Origin of the sequence: Vibrio sp. MA40-2 (assembly GCF_047302445.1) — a bacterium.
Lineage (GTDB): Bacteria > Pseudomonadota > Gammaproteobacteria > Enterobacterales > Vibrionaceae > Vibrio.
The window spans coordinates 667480-685591 of the sequence record NZ_CP178628.1; the positions used below are offsets into that span (position 1 = coordinate 667480).

Here is an 18112-nt window from a genome sequence, read left to right on the forward strand (position 1 = left end):
TTTCTATTTATGCGATTCTGTTGTTCCTATATCAAGGAAGAACAAGAGAGAATAAAATGAGAGATGAAACATTATCTATCCACTTTGGTTACGACACAGACCCTACAACTAAATCTGTTGCGACCCCTATTTATCAAACCGTTGCTTATGAATTCGACAATGCACAACATGGCGCAGATCTATTTAATTTAGATGTTCCGGGTAATATATATACACGGATCATGAACCCAACTAACGATGTGCTGGAAAAGCGTATGGCCGCACTTGAAGGCGGTATTGCTGGTTTAGCGGTAAGCTCGGGCAGTTCAGCAATTCATTACGCCATTCTAACACTAGCCAAAATTGGCGATAATATTGTTTCAACACCGCAACTATATGGCGGCACCTATACATTATTTGCTCATATGCTGCCAAACATGGGCATTGAAGTTCGTTTTGCTAAAGATGATAAACCTGAAAGCTTAGCTGAGTTGATAGATGACAACACTAAAGCTGTGTATTGTGAATCGATTGGTAATCCTGCTGGCAATATTATTGATTTAGAGAAGCTCTCTGAACTAGCCCATGCCCAAGGAGTTCCTGTTATTGTTGACAATACAGTCGCAACACCAGCGGTTTGCAAACCTATCCAATTTGGTGCAGATATAGTGGTTCACTCATTAACTAAATATGTTGGCGGACACGGAACAACGCTAGGTGGAATAATTATCGACTCAGGCAAATTCCCATGGGCTGAACACAAAGATCGTTTCCCACAGTTAAATGAGCCCGAGCCTTCTTATCACGGGGTTGTTTACGCCGATGCATTTGGACCAGCAGCCTTTATTGGTCGAGCAAGAACGGTTCCACTGCGTAATACTGGTTCAGCACTTTCACCAATGAATGCCTTTATGCTTATGCAAGGTTTAGAAACATTATCATTACGTATGGAAAGACACTGTGAAAACGCTATAAAAGTCGCACAATTTTTACAAAAGCATGAAAAGGTGAGCTGGGTAAGCTACGCGGGTCTCGCTGATTCACCATACAATCAACTTAGCACCAAATACATGCAAGGTAAGCCTTCGGGGATTCTCTCATTTGGCTTAAAAGATGGTTATGATGCTGGCGTACGATTTTATGATGCATTACAAATATTTAAACGATTAGTTAATATTGGTGATGCTAAATCTTTAGCGTGTCATCCAGCGTCAACAACCCATAGACAACTTGATGAAGCAGAACAAAAACAAGCAGGCGTCAGTCCTGAAATGATCCGGCTATCGGTTGGTATTGAACATATCGACGATATTGTTGCTGATTTGGAGCAAGCATTAAGTGCTTAAACTCAGCAATATCTAGGAGGGAGGTGCTAAGTAATGGCACCTTCGAATCGTATATTCATCAGATCCTAGTAGCCATAGTAGAAAGTAAAAAGCCGAGCATTACGCTCGGCTTTTTATTTTTTTAACAACTTATTCAGCAGCCGCTTCTTCAGAAGCTTCTGGGCGATCTACAAGCTCAATGTATGCCATTGGAGCTTTATCACCTGTACGGAAACCACATTTTAAAATGCGAGTATATCCGCCCTGACGACTCGCGAAACGCGGGCCTAGTTCATTAAATAATTTTGCTACAACTTCGTTATCACGAGTGCGAGCAAATGCTAGACGACGGTTAGCAACACTGTCTGTCTTAGCTAATGTAATCAAAGGCTCAATTACGCGACGTAGTTCTTTTGCTTTAGGCACGGTAGTTTTAATAACTTCGTGACGAACAAGAGAGCTAGCCATGTTGCTGAACATCGCTTTGCGATGACTGCTGTTGCGGTTGAGTTGACGACCACTCTTACGATGGCGCATGACCTAATCCTTCTAACTAGTATCGATTAATCTTCAGCGATTGACGCTGGCGGCCAGTTCTCTAGGCGCATGCCAAGAGAAAGACCACGTGAAGCAAGTACGTCTTTAATCTCTGTAAGAGATTTTTTACCAAGGTTTGGCGTTTTAAGTAGCTCAACCTCAGTGCGCTGTACTAGATCACCGATGTAGTGAATCGCTTCTGCTTTCAAACAGTTAGCAGAGCGAACTGTTAGTTCAAGATCGTCTACAGGACGCAGTAGGATCGGATCGAATTCTGGCTTCTCTTCCTTCTCCTCAGGTACACGTACATCACGAAGATCTACGAACGCATCCAATTGTTCAGCTAGGATTGTAGCTGCACGACGGATAGCTTCCTCAGGTTCTAGAGTACCATTCGTTTCCATATCGATAACAAGCTTATCCAAATCGGTACGTTGTTCTACACGTGCAGCTTCTACAGAATAGGCGATTTTATCGACTGGGCTGTAAGTAGCGTCAACAAGCAGACGACCAATAGGACGCTCATCTTCTTCAGTATGAATACGAGCAGAAGACGGAACATAACCACGACCACGTTCTACTTTAATACGCATAGCGATTTCAGCATTGTCATCCGTTAGGTGACAAATAACGTGCTCAGGGTTAGCGATCTCTACATCACCATCGTGGGTGATGTCACCTGCAACAACAGGGCCTGAGCCTGACTTGTTCAGTGTAATAAACACTTCATCTTTGCCTTCGGCAACGCGTACAGCCAAACCTTTAAGGTTTAAAAGAATTTCAAGAACATCTTCTTGAACGCCTTCTTTAGTACTGTACTCATGCAAAACGCCTTCGATTTCTACTTCAGTCACGGCACAACCCGGCATTGAAGATAGTAATATACGGCGAAGCGCATTACCTAGAGTATGGCCAAAGCCACGCTCTAATGGCTCAAGAGTTACTTTCGCATGTGTCGTGTTAATCTGTTCGATGTCAACAAGACGTGGCTTAAGAAATTCTGTTACAGAACCCTGCATTGTGTCCTCTCTTTAGTTTAACCTTACTTAGAGTAAAGTTCGACGATCAAGTGTTCGTTGATGTCAGCTGACAGATCTGAACGTTCAGGCATACGCTTGAATGTTCCTTCCATTTTGCCACCATCGACTTCAATCCAAGTTGGTTTTTCGCGTTGTTCAGCAACTTCAATAGCTGCTTTTATGCGAGATTGCTGTTTAGCTTTCTCACGAATTGAAACAACATCGTTAACCGCAACTTTGAAAGAAGGAACGTTTACAACTTTACCGTTAACTAGAATAGCTTTGTGGCTAACTAATTGACGTGCTTCTGCGCGAGTTGCGCCAAAGCCCATGCGGTAAACTACGTTATCAAGACGACCTTCAAGAAGCTGAAGCAGGTTTTCACCTGTGTTGCCTTTAAGGCGTGCAGCATCTTTGTAGTAGTTACGGAATTGTTTTTCTAGAACGCCATACATACGACGAACTTTTTGCTTCTCACGAAGCTGAACGCCATATTCAGATAGACGGCCTTTACGAGCACCGTGCACACCTGGTGCGTTATCAATTTTACACTTGGTATCTATCGCACGGACACCAGACTTAAGAAATAAGTCAGTACCTTCGCGACGGCTAAGCTTTAGCTTAGGACCCAAATATCTTGCCATGATTCTTCTCCAATATTCCTAGAAACGTAACGTTATACGCGACGTTTTTTAGGTGGACGACAACCGTTATGAGGGATCGGAGTTGCATCAACAATATTAGTGATGCGATATCCAGCTGCGTTTAACGCGCGGATAGTTGACTCACGACCAGGACCTGGGCCCTTAACCATAACTTCCAAGTTCTTAAGGCCATATTCTTTGGCCGCTTCGCCTGCTCTTTCTGCTGCAACCTGTGCTGCGAAAGGAGTAGACTTACGAGAACCACGGAAACCTGACCCGCCAGCAGTAGCCCAAGCTAATGCATTACCTTGACGGTCGGTAATCGTAACGATTGTATTATTGAAAGAAGCATGAATGTGCGCTACGCCATCAGCTACTTGCTTGCGTACGCGCTTACGAGCGCGTGTTGGTTGTTTTGCCATTGTACTCTCTACCTTATCCGATTATTTTTTGATCGGCTTGCGCGGACCCTTACGGGTGCGAGCGTTGGTTTTAGTACGCTGTCCACGTAGTGGTAGACTGCGACGATGACGAAGACCGCGATAACAGCCAAGGTCCATAAGACGCTTGATGTTCATCGAGACTTCACGACGTAGATCACCTTCTACAGTGTACTTGGCGACACCATCACGCAGTTGATCAATCTGCTCTTCAGTTAGTTCACTGATCTTGACATTTTCAGCAATACCTACGCCAGCTAGAATAGCCTGTGCGCGAGTTTTACCAACGCCGTAAATCGCAGTAAGCGCGATTACAGCATGCTTTTGATCAGGAATGTTAATGCCAGCTATACGGGCCACTATTCACTCCTAGTACTTATATAAGAAATTATCCGCAACAAAGCCCGTAGAGGATACGTTGCGGTTTACTACTTCTTTTGCACGCAAAAGGTAGGCCGAGCAATATACTCGACCAACCTTTACATTTCAAGTAAAAATTTCTGTCAAATTAACCTTGGCGTTGTTTATGCTTTGGTTCGCTGCAAATTACACGCACAACACCGTTGCGCTTTATAACTTTACAGTTTCGACAGATTTTTTTAACGGAAGCACGAACTTTCATTGCTAAACTCCGTAAATGGGAATCTAAAGATGTAATCGCTAAACTAGCGACCGTAACCTTTAAGATTCGCTTTTTTCAACACAGAATCATACTGTTGTGACATCAGATGAGTCTGTACCTGTGCCATAAAGTCCATGATGACAACAACTACAATTAGTAGTGATGTACCGCCAAAGTAGAAACGTACGTTCCACATGACCATCATAAACTCGGGAATCAGACAGATAAAGGTAATATATAGAGCACCAGCTAAGGTTAATCTAGTCATTACTTTATCGATATATTTCGCTGTCTGCTCACCTGGGCGGATGCCTGGTACGAAAGCGCCAGACTTCTTCAAGTTATCTGCTGTTTCTCTCGGGTTAAATACTAACGCCGTATAGAAGAAACAGAAGAAAATAATCGCTGATGCATAAAGCATTACATATAACGGTTGACCTGGGCTTAAAGCTAGCGACACATCAGTTAACCAACCGAAGGTTGCGCTTTCACCATTTTGGCCTAACCATTGAGCTAATGTTCCTGGGAACAAAATAATGCTCGATGCAAATATTGCAGGAATAACACCAGCCATGTTTATCTTAAGTGGCAAGTGTGTGCTTTGCGCTGCGAAAACTTTACGACCTTGTTGACGTTTTGCGTAATTAACGACGATACGACGTTGACCACGCTCCATGAAAACAACGAAATAAATCACAGCGAAAGATAATACTGCAATAAACAACAGAAGAAGTACGTGCAATTCACCTTGACGCGCTTGCTCGATTGTTTGTCCAATTGCCGAAGGCAATCCAGCCACGATACCCGAGAAAATAATTAACGAAATACCGTTGCCAATTCCACGCTCAGTAATTTGTTCACCTAACCACATCAAAAACATGGTACCAGTTACTAAACTTACAGTTGCAATCAGGGTAAACATGGTTTGGTCGATAACGACCAGATTGTCGACCATGTTTGGTAAGCCTGTTGCGATACCTAAAGCTTGGAATGTAGCTAAAACAAGCGTGCCATAACGTGTATATTGGCTAATCTTACGACGCCCTGCTTCACCCTCTTTCTTGAGTTCAGCTAACGCTGGATGTACTACAGTTAGCAACTGGATAACAATTGATGCCGAAATATACGGCATGATACCCAGTGCTAATATAGATGCACGCTCTAAAGCACCACCGGAGAACATGTTAAACATTTCTACGATAGTACCCTTTTGCTGTTCGAACAAATCGGCAAGTACAGTTGCGTCAATTCCAGGTAGCGGTACAAAAGAACCGGCTCTGAATACTAATAACGCTATTACTACGAATAGTAAGCGCGACTTCAGTTCAGCTAAGCCGCTCTGAGTACTACGAAAATCTTGTCCTGGTTTCTTAGCCATCTGTACCTCAACCTTCGAGATTATTCCTCGATTTTACCGCCTGCAGCTTCGATAGCAGCTTTAGCGCCTTTAGTCACGCGTAGACCTTTAACAGTTACCGCTTTGCTTAATTCACCAGAAAGAACAACTTTAACAAATTCGATGTTCTTAGTGATGACGTTAGCCGCTTTAAGACTGTTTAAATCTACAACATCACCCGTTACTTTCGCTAGTTCACCTAGACGAACTTCAGCACTCACTAGGCTCTTACGAGAAGTGAAACCGAATTTTGGTAGACGTTGTTTTAAAGGCATTTGACCGCCTTCAAAACCTGGACGAACAGTGCCGCCAGAACGTGACTTTTGACCTTTGTGACCACGGCCACCTGTTTTACCAAGGCCTGAACCGATACCGCGACCTACGCGCTTCTTAGAAGGCTTAGAACCCGCGGCCGGTTGTAGAGTATTCAAACGCATTCTGATTACTCCTCAACTTTAACCATATAGCGAACTTTATTGACCATACCACGAATACATGGAGTGTCTTCAAGTTCAACCGTATGGTTGATGCGACGAAGGCCTAAACCTTTCAAGCACAATTTGTGCTTAGGTAAACGACCGATTGAGCTTTTAGTTTGAGTTACTTTAATAGTTGCCATCGTGTTCTTACTCCGAAATAGATTCAACAGTTAGACCACGTTTGGCTGCAACCATTTCTGGTGACTTCATGCCGCTCAAACCATCAATAGTCGCGCGTACAACGTTGATCGGGTTCGTAGAACCGTATGCTTTCGCAAGAACGTTGTGAACGCCAACAACTTCTAGTACTGCACGCATCGCACCACCGGCGATGATACCTGTACCTTCTGCTGCTGGCTGCATGTAAACTTTAGAGCCAGTATGACGACCTTTCACCGCGTGGTGTAATGTGCCGTCGTTTAGCGCGATCGTAACCATATTACGACGTGCTTTTTCCATTGCTTTTTGAATCGCAGCTGGTACTTCACGAGCTTTGCCGTAACCGAAACCAACACGACCATTACCGTCACCAACTACTGTTAGCGCAGTAAAGCTAAAGATTCGACCACCTTTAACCGTTTTTGAAACACGGTTAACAGCGATTAACTTTTCGTTAAAATCTGTAGCTTGAGCTTGTTGTTGTTCTTTAGCCATCTTCCAAACCCTACCTTAGAATTTAAGACCAGCTTCGCGAGCAGAATCTGCTAGCGCCGCCACTCTGCCGTGGTATTGGAAACCAGAACGATCGAATGCAACACCAGAGATGCCTTTTTCGATAGCACGCTCTGCAATAGCTTTACCTACTGCTTTAGCGGCGTCTACGTTACCAGTATTCTTCACTTGCTCACGGATTGACTTCTCTACAGTAGAAGCTGAGGCAATAACCTCAGAGCCATTCGCGGCAATTACCTGCGCATACACATGACGTGGAGTACGGTGTACAACTAAGCGAGTTACGCGAAGTTCTGCAATCTTACGACGTGCACGTGTAGCACGACGGATGCGAGATGCTTTCTTATCCATAGTGTTACCTTACTTCTTCTTAGCTTCTTTAGTACGCACATATTCATCTGCGTAACGAACACCTTTACCTTTATAAGGTTCAGGTTCACGGTAAGAACGAATGTCAGCTGCAACTTGACCAACAAGTTGTTTATCACAACCAGTTAGGACAATTTCAGTTTGGCTTGGACATTCAGCCTTAATACCTTCAGGTAGAGCATGCTCTACAGGGTGTGAGAAGCCAAGAGTTAGGTTTACGTTGTTGCCTTTAATAGCAGCACGATAACCGACACCTTTAAGAACTAACTTCTTAGTAAAGCCTGCAGTAACACCAACAACCATGTTATTTACTAGTGCACGAGCAGTACCTGCTTGTGCATTCGCTTTAAACACACCTTCAACTGGGTTGAAAGTTAAGTTGCCGTCTTCCTGTGCGACTATTACTGCGTTATTAATAACGCGAGATAGTTCACCCTTACCACCTTTTACAGTGATTTCTTGGCCGTTCAATTTCACCTCTACGCCTGCTGGAATAGAGACTGGTGCTTTTGCGACACGAGACATGATCTACTCCTATTAAGCTACGTAGCAGAGAATTTCACCACCAAGACCTGCCTTGCGAGCAGCACGGTCGGTCATAAGACCCTTGGAAGTGGACACTACAGCAATACCCAAACCGCCCATCACAGATGGTAGCGAGTCTTTATTTTTATAGACGCGCAGACCAGGACGTGAAACACGTTGGATTTGCTCAATTACAGGGTTAGCTTGGAAGTACTTAAGAGTAACTTCTAGCTCTGGTTTCACTTCGCCTTCAACAGCGAAGTCAACAATATAACCTTCAGCTTTTAATAAAGTAGCAATTGCAACTTTAAGCTTTGAAGAAGGCATTTTAACAGCAACTTTATTTGCTGATTGACCGTTACGAATGCGGGTCAGCATATCCGAAATCGGATCTTGCATGCTCATAATATTTACTCCAAATGATTAAGTGGCAATTACCAGCTAGCCTTACGAAGTCCAGGAATCTCGCCTTTCATACAAGCTTCACGAACCTTGATGCGACTAAGACCGAACTTACGTAGGTAACCGTGTGGACGACCAGTTTGGTTGCAACGGTTGCGCTGACGAGATGCACTCGAATCACGTGGAAGAGACTGCAATTTAAGAACTGCATTCCAACGATCTTCTTCAGATGCGTTAATATCGCTGATAATAACTTTAAGCTCAGAACGCTTTTCAGCAAACTTAGCTACAAGCTTTGCACGTTTTACTTCACGTGCCTTCATTGATTGTTTAGCCATAACAGTAACCCTTCACCTTACTTGCGGAATGGGAAGTTAAAGGCAGCCAGCAGAGCACGGCCTTCCTCGTCGCTTGCAGCGGTTGTCGTGATAGTAATATCAAGACCGCGCACACGATCGACTTTATCGTAGTCGATTTCCGGAAAGATGATTTGCTCGCGAACGCCCATGCTGTAGTTACCGCGTCCGTCAAAAGACTTAGCGCTAACACCACGGAAATCACGTACACGTGGAAGAGCGATAGAAATCAAACGCTCGAAAAAATCCCACATACGTTCGCCACGCAAGGTTACTTTACAACCAATTGGGTAGCCTTCACGAATTTTAAAACCTGCAACAGATTTACGCGCTTTAGTGATAAGTGGCTTTTGACCAGAAATGATCGCCATATCAGAAGCTGCGTTTTCCAGCAGTTTTTTATCGTTGATTGCTTCACCAACGCCCATATTTAGGGTGATTTTATCAATCCTAGGGACTTGCATGACGCTTGAGTAGCTGAATTCTTTGGTCAATTCAGCGACTACAGACGACTTGTAGTAATCATGCAGTTTCGCCATAGTAGAACTCCAAATTACTTCTATTAGTTAGAAACGATTTCGTCATTAGATTTAAAGAAACGAACTTTCTTACCATCTTCAATACGGAAACCGATACGGTCTGCTTTACCAGTTGTAGCGTTAAAGACTGCAACGTTAGAAGCATCAATAGCTGCTTCTTGTTCAACGATGCCACCTTGTTGACCTAGAGCCGGAACCGGCTTTTGGTGTTTCTTAACAAGGTTGATTCCTTCAACAATTACTTTACCAGTAGTTAGAACCTTAGTTACTTTACCTTTCTTGCCTTTGTCTTTACCAGCAAGAACGATTACTTCGTCATTACGACGGATTTTAGCTGCCATTTTGTTGCCGCTCCTTACAGAACTTCTGGTGCCAGAGAGACTATTTTCATAAATTTCGCATTGCGAAGTTCACGAGTCACTGGACCAAAGATACGTGTACCGACTGGTTGCTCAGTAGTGTCATTTAACAATACACAAGCATTACGGTCGAAGCGAATGACAGAACCGTCAGGGCGACGTACGCCTTTACGGGTGCGAACTACCACCGCCTTCAGAACATCACCTTTTTTTACTTTACCGCGAGGAATTGCTTCCTTAACAGTAACTTTGATGACGTCTCCGATATGTGCATAACGGCGGTGAGAGCCACCCAGAACCTTAATACACATTACTCTACGAGCGCCGGAGTTGTCCGCAGCGTCGAGTGTACTTTGCATTTGGATCATGTTAGTGCTCCGCTAAAAATTAATACTAGACCCTCTCGGGTCGGGCTGCCCCTTTTACAAGGGCTGCGAATTGTACCACCCTTTTTTGCAATTGGGTAGACAAAAAACAAGCGGCCCCAAAAATAATTTGGAGCCGCTGTATTAGTTAAAGAAAGTAACGAAAATTAGATTGTTTTCGCTTTTTCTAAAACTTTAACCAAAGTCCAAGACTTAGTCTTAGACAATGGACGACATTCAGAAATTTCAACAGTATCGCCTAGGCCACACTCGTTGTTTTCATCATGTGCGTGCAGTTTGGTCGTGCGTTTTACGAACTTGCCGTAAATTGGGTGTTTCACCATACGCTCGATAGCAACAGTAATAGACTTGTCCATTTTGTCGCTAACTACACGGCCTTGCATAGTACGGATTTTGTCGCTCATTATGCGCCTGCCTTCTCAGTCAAAACAGTTTTCACACGTGCGATATCACGACGTACAGCTTTCAGAGTATGAGTTTGCTGTAGCTGACCAGTTGCTGCTTGCATACGCAAGTTAAACTGTTCGCGAAGCAATTCCAATAGCTCTGCATTAAGCTCTTCAGCGTTTTTTTCGCGTAGATCTTGTGCTTTCATCACATCACCTGCTTAGTTACAAATGTTGTTTTGATTGGCAGTTTACGAGCCGCTAGGCGGAACGCTTCACGTGCCAACTCTTCAGGTACACCGCCCATTTCGTACATTACTTTTCCAGGTTGGATTTGGGCAACCCAATATTCTACGTTACCCTTACCTTTACCTTGACGAACTTCAAGCGGTTTTTCAGTGATAGGTTTGTCTGGGAAAATACGAATCCAGATTTGACCTTGACGCTTAACGTGACGCGTCATCGCACGACGTGCTGCTTCGATCTGACGAGCAGTTAATCGACCACGGCCGACTGCTTTAAGACCGAATGTGCCGAAGCTTACATCAGTACCTTTAGCTAGACCACGGTTGCGACCAGTCTGAACCTTACGGAATTTAGTACGTTTAGGTTGTAACATCAGTCGTCTCCTTATTTACGGCCTTTACGCTGCTTCTTAGGCTTGTCAGCCTTTGGCTCTACTGCGTTAGCAGCTGGCATTCCGCCTAGAATTTCACCTTTGAAAATCCAAACTTTAATACCAATCACACCGTATTGGGTGTGAGCCGAAGAAGTTGCGTAATCAATATCAGCACGTAGTGTATGTAGTGGCACACGGCCTTCACGGTACCATTCAGTACGCGCGATTTCAGCGCCGCCTAAACGACCGCTTACTTCAACCTTGATACCCTTCGCACCTAGGCGCATTGCGTTTTGTACAGCGCGCTTCATAGCACGACGGAACATTACACGACGCTCTAGCTGAGACGCGATGCTATCAGCCACTAATTGACCGTCTAGCTCTGGCTTGCGTACTTCTGCAATATTAATTTGCGCCGGTACACCTGCAATTTTAGCTACTGCTGCGCGTAGCTTCTCTACGTCTTCACCTTTTTTACCGATAACTACGCCTGGACGAGCAGTGTGAATAGTCACACGGATGCTCTTAGCAGGACGTTCGATAACGATACGTGATAAAGATGCTTTTTGTAGTTCCTTAGTTAGGAACTGACGTACCTTGAAGTCGCCGTCTAGGTTGTCAGCGAACTCTTTGGTATTAGCAAACCATGTAGCATTCCAAGGCTTAACGATGCCAAGACGAATACCATTTGGATGTACTTTCTGACCCATTGCTTACTCTCCTAGTCTCTAGCGCTCTGCTACAACAACAGTGATGTGGCTTGAACGCTTCAAGATACGATCGGCACGACCTTTAGCACGAGGCATAATACGCTTCATGATAGGGCCTTCATCTACGAAGATTTTTGCGACATTAAGATCGTCAATGTCCGCACCTTCGTTGTGTTCCGCATTTGCGATTGCTGACTCTAGAACTTTCTTAACTAATACAGCCGCTTTTTTGTTGCTGAATGTTAGAATTTCTAAAGCTTGGTCAACAGATTTACCGCGAATTTGGTCTGCAACTAAGCGAGCCTTTTGAGGCGAAATACGAGCAAAGTTATGTTTAGCTAAAGCTTCCATTATCTACTCCTTATTTCTTTTTCGCTTTCTTATCAGCAGCGTGGCCGCGATAAGTACGAGTAGGTGCAAATTCACCCAGTTTGTGACCGATCATTTCATCAGTTACAAATACTGGAACGTGCTGACGACCATTATGGACAGCGATGGTCAAACCGATCATAGTTGGTATGATCATTGAGCGACGGGACCAAGTCTTAATAGGCTTTTTGTCTCCGCTTTCCACCGCTTTCTCTACCTTCTTCAGCAAGTGTAGGTCAATAAAAGGACCTTTCTTGAGAGAACGTGGCATGGCGATTCCTCTTTATAGATTATTTATTACGACGACGTACAATGTACTTGTCAGTGCGCTTGTTCTTACGAGTCTTAAAGCCTTTAGTAGGCATACCCCAAGGTGATACAGGATGACGGCCACCAGAAGTACGGCCTTCACCACCACCATGTGGGTGATCGACTGGGTTCATTACCACACCGCGAACGGTCGGACGAACACCACGCCAGCGACTAGCACCAGCTTTACCAAGTTCACGTAGCATATGCTCAGAGTTACCAACTTCACCAACCGTTGCACGGCCTTCAGAAAGTACTTTGCGCATTTCACCTGAACGTAGGCGTAGAGTTACATATGCACCGTCGCGAGCGACGATTTGTGCGTATGCACCTGCAGAACGAGCAATTTGTGCACCTTTACCAGGTTTTAGTTCAACACAGTGAACAGTAGAACCTACTGGGATGTTGCGCATTGGCAGAGTGTTACCTGCTTTAATAGGCGCATCAACACCAGATTGTAATTGGTCACCCGCTTGGATGCCTTTTGGTGCAATGATGTAGCGACGCTCACCGTCTGCGTACAGAACTAGAGCAATGTTTGCGCTACGGTTTGGATCGTATTCGATACGCTCAACTTTCGCTGGGATACCGTCTTTAGTACGTTTGAAGTCAATCAAACGGTAATGATGTTTATGACCACCACCGATGTGACGTACAGTAATACGACCGTTGTTGTTACGACCACCGTTTTTAGAGTTTTTCTCTAAAAGTGGCGCGTATGGCTTACCCTTGTGTAGGTCAGCGTTAACAACTTTAACTACGTGACGACGACCAGGGGAAGTCGGCTTACATTTAACAATAGCCATTCTAAACTACTCCTGTTATTCCGCACCGCCAACGAAGTCAAGATCTTGACCTTCTTTCAAAGTAACGTAGGCTTTTTTCACGTCTGAACGACGGCCTTCACGTTGACCTTGACGCTTGGTCTTACCCTTAAGAATAAGAGTATTTACAGTCTTAACTTCAACTTCAAATAGCTTTTCTACAGCTGCTTTGATCTCTTTTTTAGTTGCATCTTTTGCTACTTTGAAAACGATAGTGTTCGCTTTCTCTGCAGCCATCGTTGCTTTTTCAGAGATATGTGGAGCACGTAGAACTTTTAGTAGACGCTCTTCGTTAATCATGCCAGCATCTCCTCAACTTGCTTAACTGCTTCAGCAGTTATAAGAACCTTGTCAAATGCAATCAGACTTACTGGATCAATCGCAGTAACGTCACGTGCATCAACTTTATAAAGGTTACGAGCAGCTAAGAATAGATTTTCATCTACTTCGCCAGTTACGATTAGAACATCATTAAGCTTAAGTTCTTCAAGCTTAGCTACTAGCTCTTTAGTTTTTGGTGCTTCTACTGAGAAGTTATCAACAACGATTAAACGCTCCTGACGAACAAGCTCAGAAAGAATGCTTTTCATAGCACCACGGTACATTTTTTTGTTAACTTTTTGGCTGTGATCTTGTGGTTTCGCAGCAAAAGTAACACCACCTGTACGCCAGATTGGGCTACGAATTGTACCGGCACGTGCACGGCCAGTACCTTTTTGACGCCAAGGCTTAGCACCGCCGCCAGATACTTCAGAACGAGTTTTTTGAGCACGAGTACCTTGACGAGCACCTGCTGCATAAGCAACAACTACTTGATGTACTAGAGATTCATTAAACTCACGTCCGAAGGTAGTCTCGGAAACAGTTAGTGCATCAGCACCTTTAACTATCAATTCCATTACTTACTCCTAGACGTTATGCTTTAACAGCTGGTTTTACGATCACGTTGCCACCTGTTGAGCCTGGTACCGCACCTTTAATAAGGAGCAGATTGCGCTCAGCGTCAACACGTACGATCTCAAGGTTTTGAGTCGTAACACGCTCAGCACCCATGTGACCTGCCATTTTTTTGCCTTTAAACACACGACCTGGAGTTTGACATTGGCCAATTGAACCCGGTGCGCGGTGAGACAAAGAGTTACCGTGAGTCATATCTTGGGTACTGAAGTTCCAACGCTTAATTGCGCCTTGGAAGCCTTTACCTTTAGATGTACCAGTAACGTCTACTTTTTTAATTTCATTGAATAGTTCTACATTTAGCTCAGCGCCAATTTCAAACTCTTCTCCGTTTTCTAAACGGAATTCCCAAAGACCGCGTCCAGCTTCAACACCTGCTTTCGCAAAGTGACCTGCTTCTGGTTTTGATACACGGTTAGCTTTCTTAGCACCAGCAGTAATTTGGATAGCTGCATAGCCGTCGTTTTCAAGAGTTTTAACTTGAGCAACACGGTTAGCTTCTACTTCAACAACTGTAACTGGGATAGAAACGCCTTCTTCGGTAAATACGCGGGTCATACCCACTTTACGTCCGACTAGACCAATCATTCTACTAATCTCCCTTAACCTAAGCTGATTTGAACATCAACACCAGCTGCAAGATCTAAACGCATTAATGCGTCTACAGTCTTATCAGTTGGCTCAACGATGTCGATCAGACGCTTGTGAGTACGAATTTCATACTGGTCACGCGCATCTTTGTTAACGTGTGGAGAGACTAGAATAGTGAAACGCTCTTTACGTGTAGGTAGTGGAATAGGACCACGAACCTGCGCGCCGGTACGTTTTGCTGTTTCTACGATTTCCGCTGTAGACTGATCGATTAGTTTATAATCAAACGCTTTAAGACGGATACGAATACGTTGGTTCTGCATGAGACAGAGCTCCAATAATAAATAAATTACACAAACAATATCGCCACTCAAACCTATTAAATTAGGTGAATGCCGATTGATTCATGTGAAACCGTAGTTTCCAAGATTAGGAAACATTGTCAGCTAAATTTGAACTAGCACTTAGACCAGTATTTTATTAACTGCGAACATAAGCTGAGTATACGTTACTAGGTAATTTCTAATTAGAAACCCTACTCCTCAATGCTCATTGGTTCACAACTGACTTAAGCCAGTGGGCGGTATTATACAGATCACAAAGTGCTATGCAAGCAGTGATTACTATTTAATCGCAAGTTATTGCCTGTTGTCGACTAATCGTCCGCTTATAGATGCCGTTTATCCACTTACATAGCTTACTTGCTTATTCTTATCTCAACGACACATCGCTAATAGCAAACTAATTACTATCGGGTTATAGCACTAATAAATAGTGTCGCCGAGACGATATCTTTAATCGACTTTAACTATTAAAATTTTGCTAACGAGATGGCTATTACCATCCCTGCAACCACTAGGCACCCCCCAATCCTGCGTAGATTGTTGTCTGGCTGTTCACTTAATTGAGCCACCATAGATCGCCAACCTCTCGGGCTTATAAGTGGTCCAAGTCCTTCTACAATCAAGACCAGACCTATCGCTAACCATATTGAATTACTCATCTTTATAACCTTCTCTGAGTAAAGAACACACAAAAACAAAAGGCTCCCTTAGGAGCCTTGATGATACATTAAACCAATTGGATTCTAAAAAAAGAGCTTACTCTTTTATTACACCATTTGAATCGTTCATGTATTTAAAGAAATCACTTTTAGGATCTAAGACCAATATATCGCTCTTATCTGCAAAGGATTTTTTGTACGCACTTAGAGAACGTATGAAGCTATAAAACTCAGGATCTTTACTATAAGCTCCAGAATAAATAGAGGCAGCTTCCGCATCTGCTGAACCACGTGTTACTCGTGCTGTTTTATCGGCTTCCGCTAGCACTGTTGCTACTTCTAACTCAGCTTGTGCGCGAATAATTTCAGCTTTTTCTCTACCTTGTGAGCGGTGTTTACGAGCAACTGATTCACGTTCTGCACGCATACGACGGTATATTGACTCGCTAATTTCATCAGGAAGATTAATTTTCTTCATTCTGAAGTCAACGATATAAACACCCAAGTCGTTTTGCGCACTTGGACGTGTATCTGCCAATACTTCGGCCATAATCATGTCTCGCTCACCGTCCACTTCTAAAGCTTCCAAAGCAGAAACAGGAACAGGCTCTGACCCTTCACCAACTTCAGCAGCGATTAAATCACTGCGTGGACCCGATACAATTTGTTTAATTTCACGAGAACCAATTTCTGAACGAAGAATATCTGTCACTTTACGCTCTAGAAGGGCTTTTGCAGTGAGTAAATTACCACCGCCCGTTGCTAGATAGTATTGACCGAAATCTTCAATTCGCCACTTAACATAGGTATCAATGATCACGTCTTTTTTCTCAGCGGTAACAAAGCGGTCAGAACGTCCATCCATAGTAAGGATTTTTGCATCTAGCTTTTTCACCGTATCAAACAAAGGCATCTTGAAGTGCAAACCAGGTTCGTAGATACGAGAAATTTCGTTATTATCTTTTAAGATCCTGCCGAATCGAACTACGATTCCACGTTCGCCTTCCGGAATAACAAACAGTGACATTAGCATTAACGCTAGCGCAGCAAAAATTACAGGGATTATTAACTTACGCATTCTTAGTATCTCCCTTGACGTGTGCTAGTTGAACGGCTATCCGTTGTTTGTTCTGAAACATCTGAACGTTGCGGTTCTAAATCTAAATCATCATAAGTTGATGTTGATTCGCGTTTAGCGGTTGAATCTTTTGAAGTTTGTCCAAGCTTATCCATTGGCAAGTACAACAAGTTGCCACTTGATTCAGAATCAATTAACACTTTCGATGTTGAAGTATAAACATCTTCCATTGTATCGAGATACAAGCGATTACGTGTTACTTCAGGGGCAGCATTGTATTCTGGAAGTAGTTTTTCAAACTGAGCGACCTGACCAAGTGCCTCGTTAACTGTTCGTTCAGTATAACCTTGTGCTTCTTTTTTCAAACGCTCTGCACGACCGGTTGCTTTAGGAAGTATTTCATTCTTATAAGCTTCTGCTTCACGAATAAAGCGCTCTTCATCTTCTCGAGCGGCAATCGCATCATCAAAAGCATCTTTTACCTGCTCTGGTGGGCGAGCTGATTGGAAGTTGACATCAACGATAACTAAACCCATGTCGTATTTATCTATAATACGGTTTAATGTTTCTCGCGTATTCTGACGAATTTGTTGACGACCACTCGTTAGAATCGCATCCATTAAGGAGTCACCAATAACCGCACGCAAAGCAGAATCAGTTGCTTGGCGTAAACTATCGTCGGCACTCGTTACACGGAACAGGTATTTATACGGGTCAGAAACACGATATTGCACACCCATTTCTACTGTCACCACATTTTCATCTTTAGTTAACATGGTTCCAGAGGCGCGTAAGGCTCTAATCGCTTGTACGTTTACCGGTGTAACTTCATCGATGAATCGTGGACGCCAGTTCAAACCAGGTTCAACCACGTGATCATATTTACCTAAGCGTAATACAACACCTCTTTCGGCTTCGCCTATGGTGTAAAATCCAGAAAATACCCAAATTGCAATAGCTACGACAGCAATAAGGCCAAACCCTATCGCGCCACCAGAACCACCACCAATTGAAGGCATACCGCCTTTTTTACCAAACTTACCGCCTAATTTTTGACTCAGTTTGTTAAACACTTCATCTAAATCTGGTGGACCTTGATCTCGGCCACCGGATTGCTTACCACGATCATCTTTATTACCCCAAGGGTCATTATCGCGGCCATTATTGTTGCCATTATTATTTCCAGGCTCATTCCACGCCATTAGAAAGCTCCATCA

Annotated in this window: 32 protein-coding genes; 1 reads left to right on the forward strand and 31 read right to left on the reverse strand. The window is 43.7% G+C overall.

Going from position 1 to position 18112, the window contains the following annotated elements:
- The first annotated feature begins 56 nt into the window (after positions 1-56).
- Complete coding sequence (locus ACLKML_RS10565) at positions 57-1325, forward strand: O-acetylhomoserine aminocarboxypropyltransferase/cysteine synthase family protein (RefSeq protein ID WP_413285303.1); 1269 nt, start codon at positions 57-59, stop codon at positions 1323-1325.
- Positions 1326-1454: 129 nt separating this feature from the next.
- Here ACLKML_RS10565 and rplQ read toward each other — a convergent pair whose 3' ends face one another.
- The 31 genes from rplQ to hflK all read right to left on the reverse strand — a co-directional run bounded on the left by rplQ (position 1455) and on the right by hflK (position 18097).
- Positions 1455-1841: a 50S ribosomal protein L17 gene (gene rplQ, locus ACLKML_RS10570; RefSeq protein ID WP_171754184.1), complete on the reverse strand. Its 387-nt coding sequence runs from the start codon at positions 1839-1841 to the stop codon at positions 1455-1457.
- A 26-nt stretch (positions 1842-1867) separates the two neighbouring features.
- Positions 1868-2860, reverse strand: a complete 993-nt coding sequence (locus ACLKML_RS10575) for a DNA-directed RNA polymerase subunit alpha (protein WP_413285304.1) — start codon at positions 2858-2860, stop codon at positions 1868-1870.
- A 23-nt stretch (positions 2861-2883) separates the two neighbouring features.
- Positions 2884-3504 (reverse strand): 30S ribosomal protein S4, encoded by a 621-nt coding sequence (gene rpsD / locus ACLKML_RS10580; RefSeq protein ID WP_272131842.1) that lies wholly within the window; start codon positions 3502-3504, stop codon positions 2884-2886.
- Positions 3505-3536: 32 nt separating this feature from the next.
- A complete protein-coding gene (rpsK, locus tag ACLKML_RS10585) occupies positions 3537-3926 on the reverse strand; it encodes a 30S ribosomal protein S11 (RefSeq protein ID WP_171754181.1) in 390 nt (129 codons plus the stop codon).
- A 21-nt stretch (positions 3927-3947) separates the two neighbouring features.
- Positions 3948-4304, reverse strand: coding sequence for a 30S ribosomal protein S13 (gene rpsM, locus ACLKML_RS10590; RefSeq protein WP_272131843.1), 357 nt, complete (start codon positions 4302-4304; stop codon positions 3948-3950).
- A gap of 148 nt (positions 4305-4452) precedes the next feature.
- Positions 4453-4566 carry a 50S ribosomal protein L36 gene (gene rpmJ / locus ACLKML_RS10595; RefSeq protein WP_000868186.1) on the reverse strand — a complete coding sequence of 38 codons (114 nt, stop codon included), beginning with the start codon at positions 4564-4566 and terminating at the stop codon, positions 4453-4455.
- A 43-nt stretch (positions 4567-4609) separates the two neighbouring features.
- Positions 4610-5944, reverse strand: a complete 1335-nt coding sequence (gene secY, locus ACLKML_RS10600) for a preprotein translocase subunit SecY (protein WP_413285305.1) — start codon at positions 5942-5944, stop codon at positions 4610-4612.
- Between the two features lie 20 nt (positions 5945-5964).
- On the reverse strand, positions 5965-6399 hold the full coding sequence (gene rplO, locus ACLKML_RS10605; protein ID WP_413285306.1) for a 50S ribosomal protein L15: 435 nt from the start codon (positions 6397-6399) through the stop codon (positions 5965-5967).
- A 5-nt stretch (positions 6400-6404) separates the two neighbouring features.
- The gene (rpmD, locus tag ACLKML_RS10610; RefSeq protein WP_195706529.1) at positions 6405-6581 is read right to left on the reverse strand and encodes a 50S ribosomal protein L30; all 177 of its coding nucleotides are present in this window, start codon (positions 6579-6581) and stop codon (positions 6405-6407) included.
- A gap of 7 nt (positions 6582-6588) precedes the next feature.
- Positions 6589-7095, reverse strand: a complete 507-nt coding sequence (gene rpsE, locus ACLKML_RS10615; protein ID WP_272131972.1) for a 30S ribosomal protein S5 — start codon at positions 7093-7095, stop codon at positions 6589-6591.
- A gap of 15 nt (positions 7096-7110) precedes the next feature.
- Positions 7111-7464 (reverse strand): 50S ribosomal protein L18, encoded by a 354-nt coding sequence (gene rplR / locus ACLKML_RS10620; RefSeq protein WP_317718093.1) that lies wholly within the window; start codon positions 7462-7464, stop codon positions 7111-7113.
- A gap of 9 nt (positions 7465-7473) precedes the next feature.
- The gene (gene rplF / locus ACLKML_RS10625) at positions 7474-8007 is read right to left on the reverse strand and encodes a 50S ribosomal protein L6 (RefSeq protein WP_413285307.1); all 534 of its coding nucleotides are present in this window, start codon (positions 8005-8007) and stop codon (positions 7474-7476) included.
- 12 nt (positions 8008-8019) lie between these two features.
- Entirely contained in the window at positions 8020-8412 is a 393-nt protein-coding gene (gene rpsH / locus ACLKML_RS10630; protein ID WP_317718095.1) for a 30S ribosomal protein S8, read from the reverse strand.
- Positions 8413-8441: 29 nt separating this feature from the next.
- On the reverse strand, positions 8442-8747 hold the full coding sequence (gene rpsN / locus ACLKML_RS10635) for a 30S ribosomal protein S14 (protein WP_317718096.1): 306 nt from the start codon (positions 8745-8747) through the stop codon (positions 8442-8444).
- Positions 8748-8764: 17 nt separating this feature from the next.
- Positions 8765-9304: a 50S ribosomal protein L5 gene (rplE, locus tag ACLKML_RS10640; protein ID WP_317718097.1), complete on the reverse strand. Its 540-nt coding sequence runs from the start codon at positions 9302-9304 to the stop codon at positions 8765-8767.
- Positions 9305-9327: 23 nt separating this feature from the next.
- Positions 9328-9645, reverse strand: a complete 318-nt coding sequence (gene rplX, locus ACLKML_RS10645) for a 50S ribosomal protein L24 (RefSeq protein ID WP_317718098.1) — start codon at positions 9643-9645, stop codon at positions 9328-9330.
- Positions 9646-9659: 14 nt separating this feature from the next.
- Entirely contained in the window at positions 9660-10031 is a 372-nt protein-coding gene (gene rplN / locus ACLKML_RS10650) for a 50S ribosomal protein L14 (RefSeq protein WP_017036074.1), read from the reverse strand.
- Between the two features lie 164 nt (positions 10032-10195).
- The gene (gene rpsQ, locus ACLKML_RS10655; RefSeq protein WP_317718099.1) at positions 10196-10453 is read right to left on the reverse strand and encodes a 30S ribosomal protein S17; all 258 of its coding nucleotides are present in this window, start codon (positions 10451-10453) and stop codon (positions 10196-10198) included.
- The gene (rpmC, locus tag ACLKML_RS10660) at positions 10453-10644 is read right to left on the reverse strand and encodes a 50S ribosomal protein L29 (protein ID WP_272131987.1); all 192 of its coding nucleotides are present in this window, start codon (positions 10642-10644) and stop codon (positions 10453-10455) included. Before rpmC ends, rpsQ begins: the two co-directional genes overlap by 1 nt.
- Positions 10644-11054 (reverse strand): 50S ribosomal protein L16, encoded by a 411-nt coding sequence (gene rplP / locus ACLKML_RS10665; protein ID WP_413285308.1) that lies wholly within the window; start codon positions 11052-11054, stop codon positions 10644-10646. Before rplP ends, rpmC begins: the two co-directional genes overlap by 1 nt.
- An 11-nt stretch (positions 11055-11065) precedes the next feature.
- On the reverse strand, positions 11066-11764 hold the full coding sequence (gene rpsC / locus ACLKML_RS10670; protein WP_317718101.1) for a 30S ribosomal protein S3: 699 nt from the start codon (positions 11762-11764) through the stop codon (positions 11066-11068).
- Positions 11765-11782: 18 nt separating this feature from the next.
- On the reverse strand, positions 11783-12115 hold the full coding sequence (gene rplV / locus ACLKML_RS10675; RefSeq protein ID WP_413285309.1) for a 50S ribosomal protein L22: 333 nt from the start codon (positions 12113-12115) through the stop codon (positions 11783-11785).
- 10 nt (positions 12116-12125) lie between these two features.
- Complete coding sequence (gene rpsS / locus ACLKML_RS10680; RefSeq protein ID WP_001138114.1) at positions 12126-12404, reverse strand: 30S ribosomal protein S19; 279 nt, start codon at positions 12402-12404, stop codon at positions 12126-12128.
- A gap of 19 nt (positions 12405-12423) precedes the next feature.
- Positions 12424-13248, reverse strand: a complete 825-nt coding sequence (gene rplB, locus ACLKML_RS10685; RefSeq protein ID WP_317718103.1) for a 50S ribosomal protein L2 — start codon at positions 13246-13248, stop codon at positions 12424-12426.
- Positions 13249-13263: 15 nt separating this feature from the next.
- Complete coding sequence (gene rplW, locus ACLKML_RS10690; protein WP_317718104.1) at positions 13264-13566, reverse strand: 50S ribosomal protein L23; 303 nt, start codon at positions 13564-13566, stop codon at positions 13264-13266.
- Positions 13563-14165: a 50S ribosomal protein L4 gene (rplD, locus tag ACLKML_RS10695; protein WP_413285310.1), complete on the reverse strand. Its 603-nt coding sequence runs from the start codon at positions 14163-14165 to the stop codon at positions 13563-13565. The genes rplW and rplD overlap by 4 nt, the downstream gene beginning before the upstream one ends.
- 16 nt (positions 14166-14181) lie before the next feature.
- Complete coding sequence (gene rplC, locus ACLKML_RS10700) at positions 14182-14811, reverse strand: 50S ribosomal protein L3 (protein ID WP_317718106.1); 630 nt, start codon at positions 14809-14811, stop codon at positions 14182-14184.
- Between the two features lie 14 nt (positions 14812-14825).
- Positions 14826-15137, reverse strand: coding sequence for a 30S ribosomal protein S10 (gene rpsJ, locus ACLKML_RS10705; protein ID WP_017053625.1), 312 nt, complete (start codon positions 15135-15137; stop codon positions 14826-14828).
- Between the two features lie 488 nt (positions 15138-15625).
- Complete coding sequence (locus tag ACLKML_RS10710) at positions 15626-15817, reverse strand: DUF2065 domain-containing protein (protein WP_413285311.1); 192 nt, start codon at positions 15815-15817, stop codon at positions 15626-15628.
- 97 nt (positions 15818-15914) lie between these two features.
- A complete protein-coding gene (gene hflC, locus ACLKML_RS10715) occupies positions 15915-16895 on the reverse strand; it encodes a protease modulator HflC (RefSeq protein ID WP_413285312.1) in 981 nt (326 codons plus the stop codon).
- A 2-nt stretch (positions 16896-16897) separates the two neighbouring features.
- Positions 16898-18097 (reverse strand): FtsH protease activity modulator HflK, encoded by a 1200-nt coding sequence (hflK, locus tag ACLKML_RS10720; RefSeq protein ID WP_413285313.1) that lies wholly within the window; start codon positions 18095-18097, stop codon positions 16898-16900.
- Positions 18098-18112: the final 15 nt, after the last annotated feature.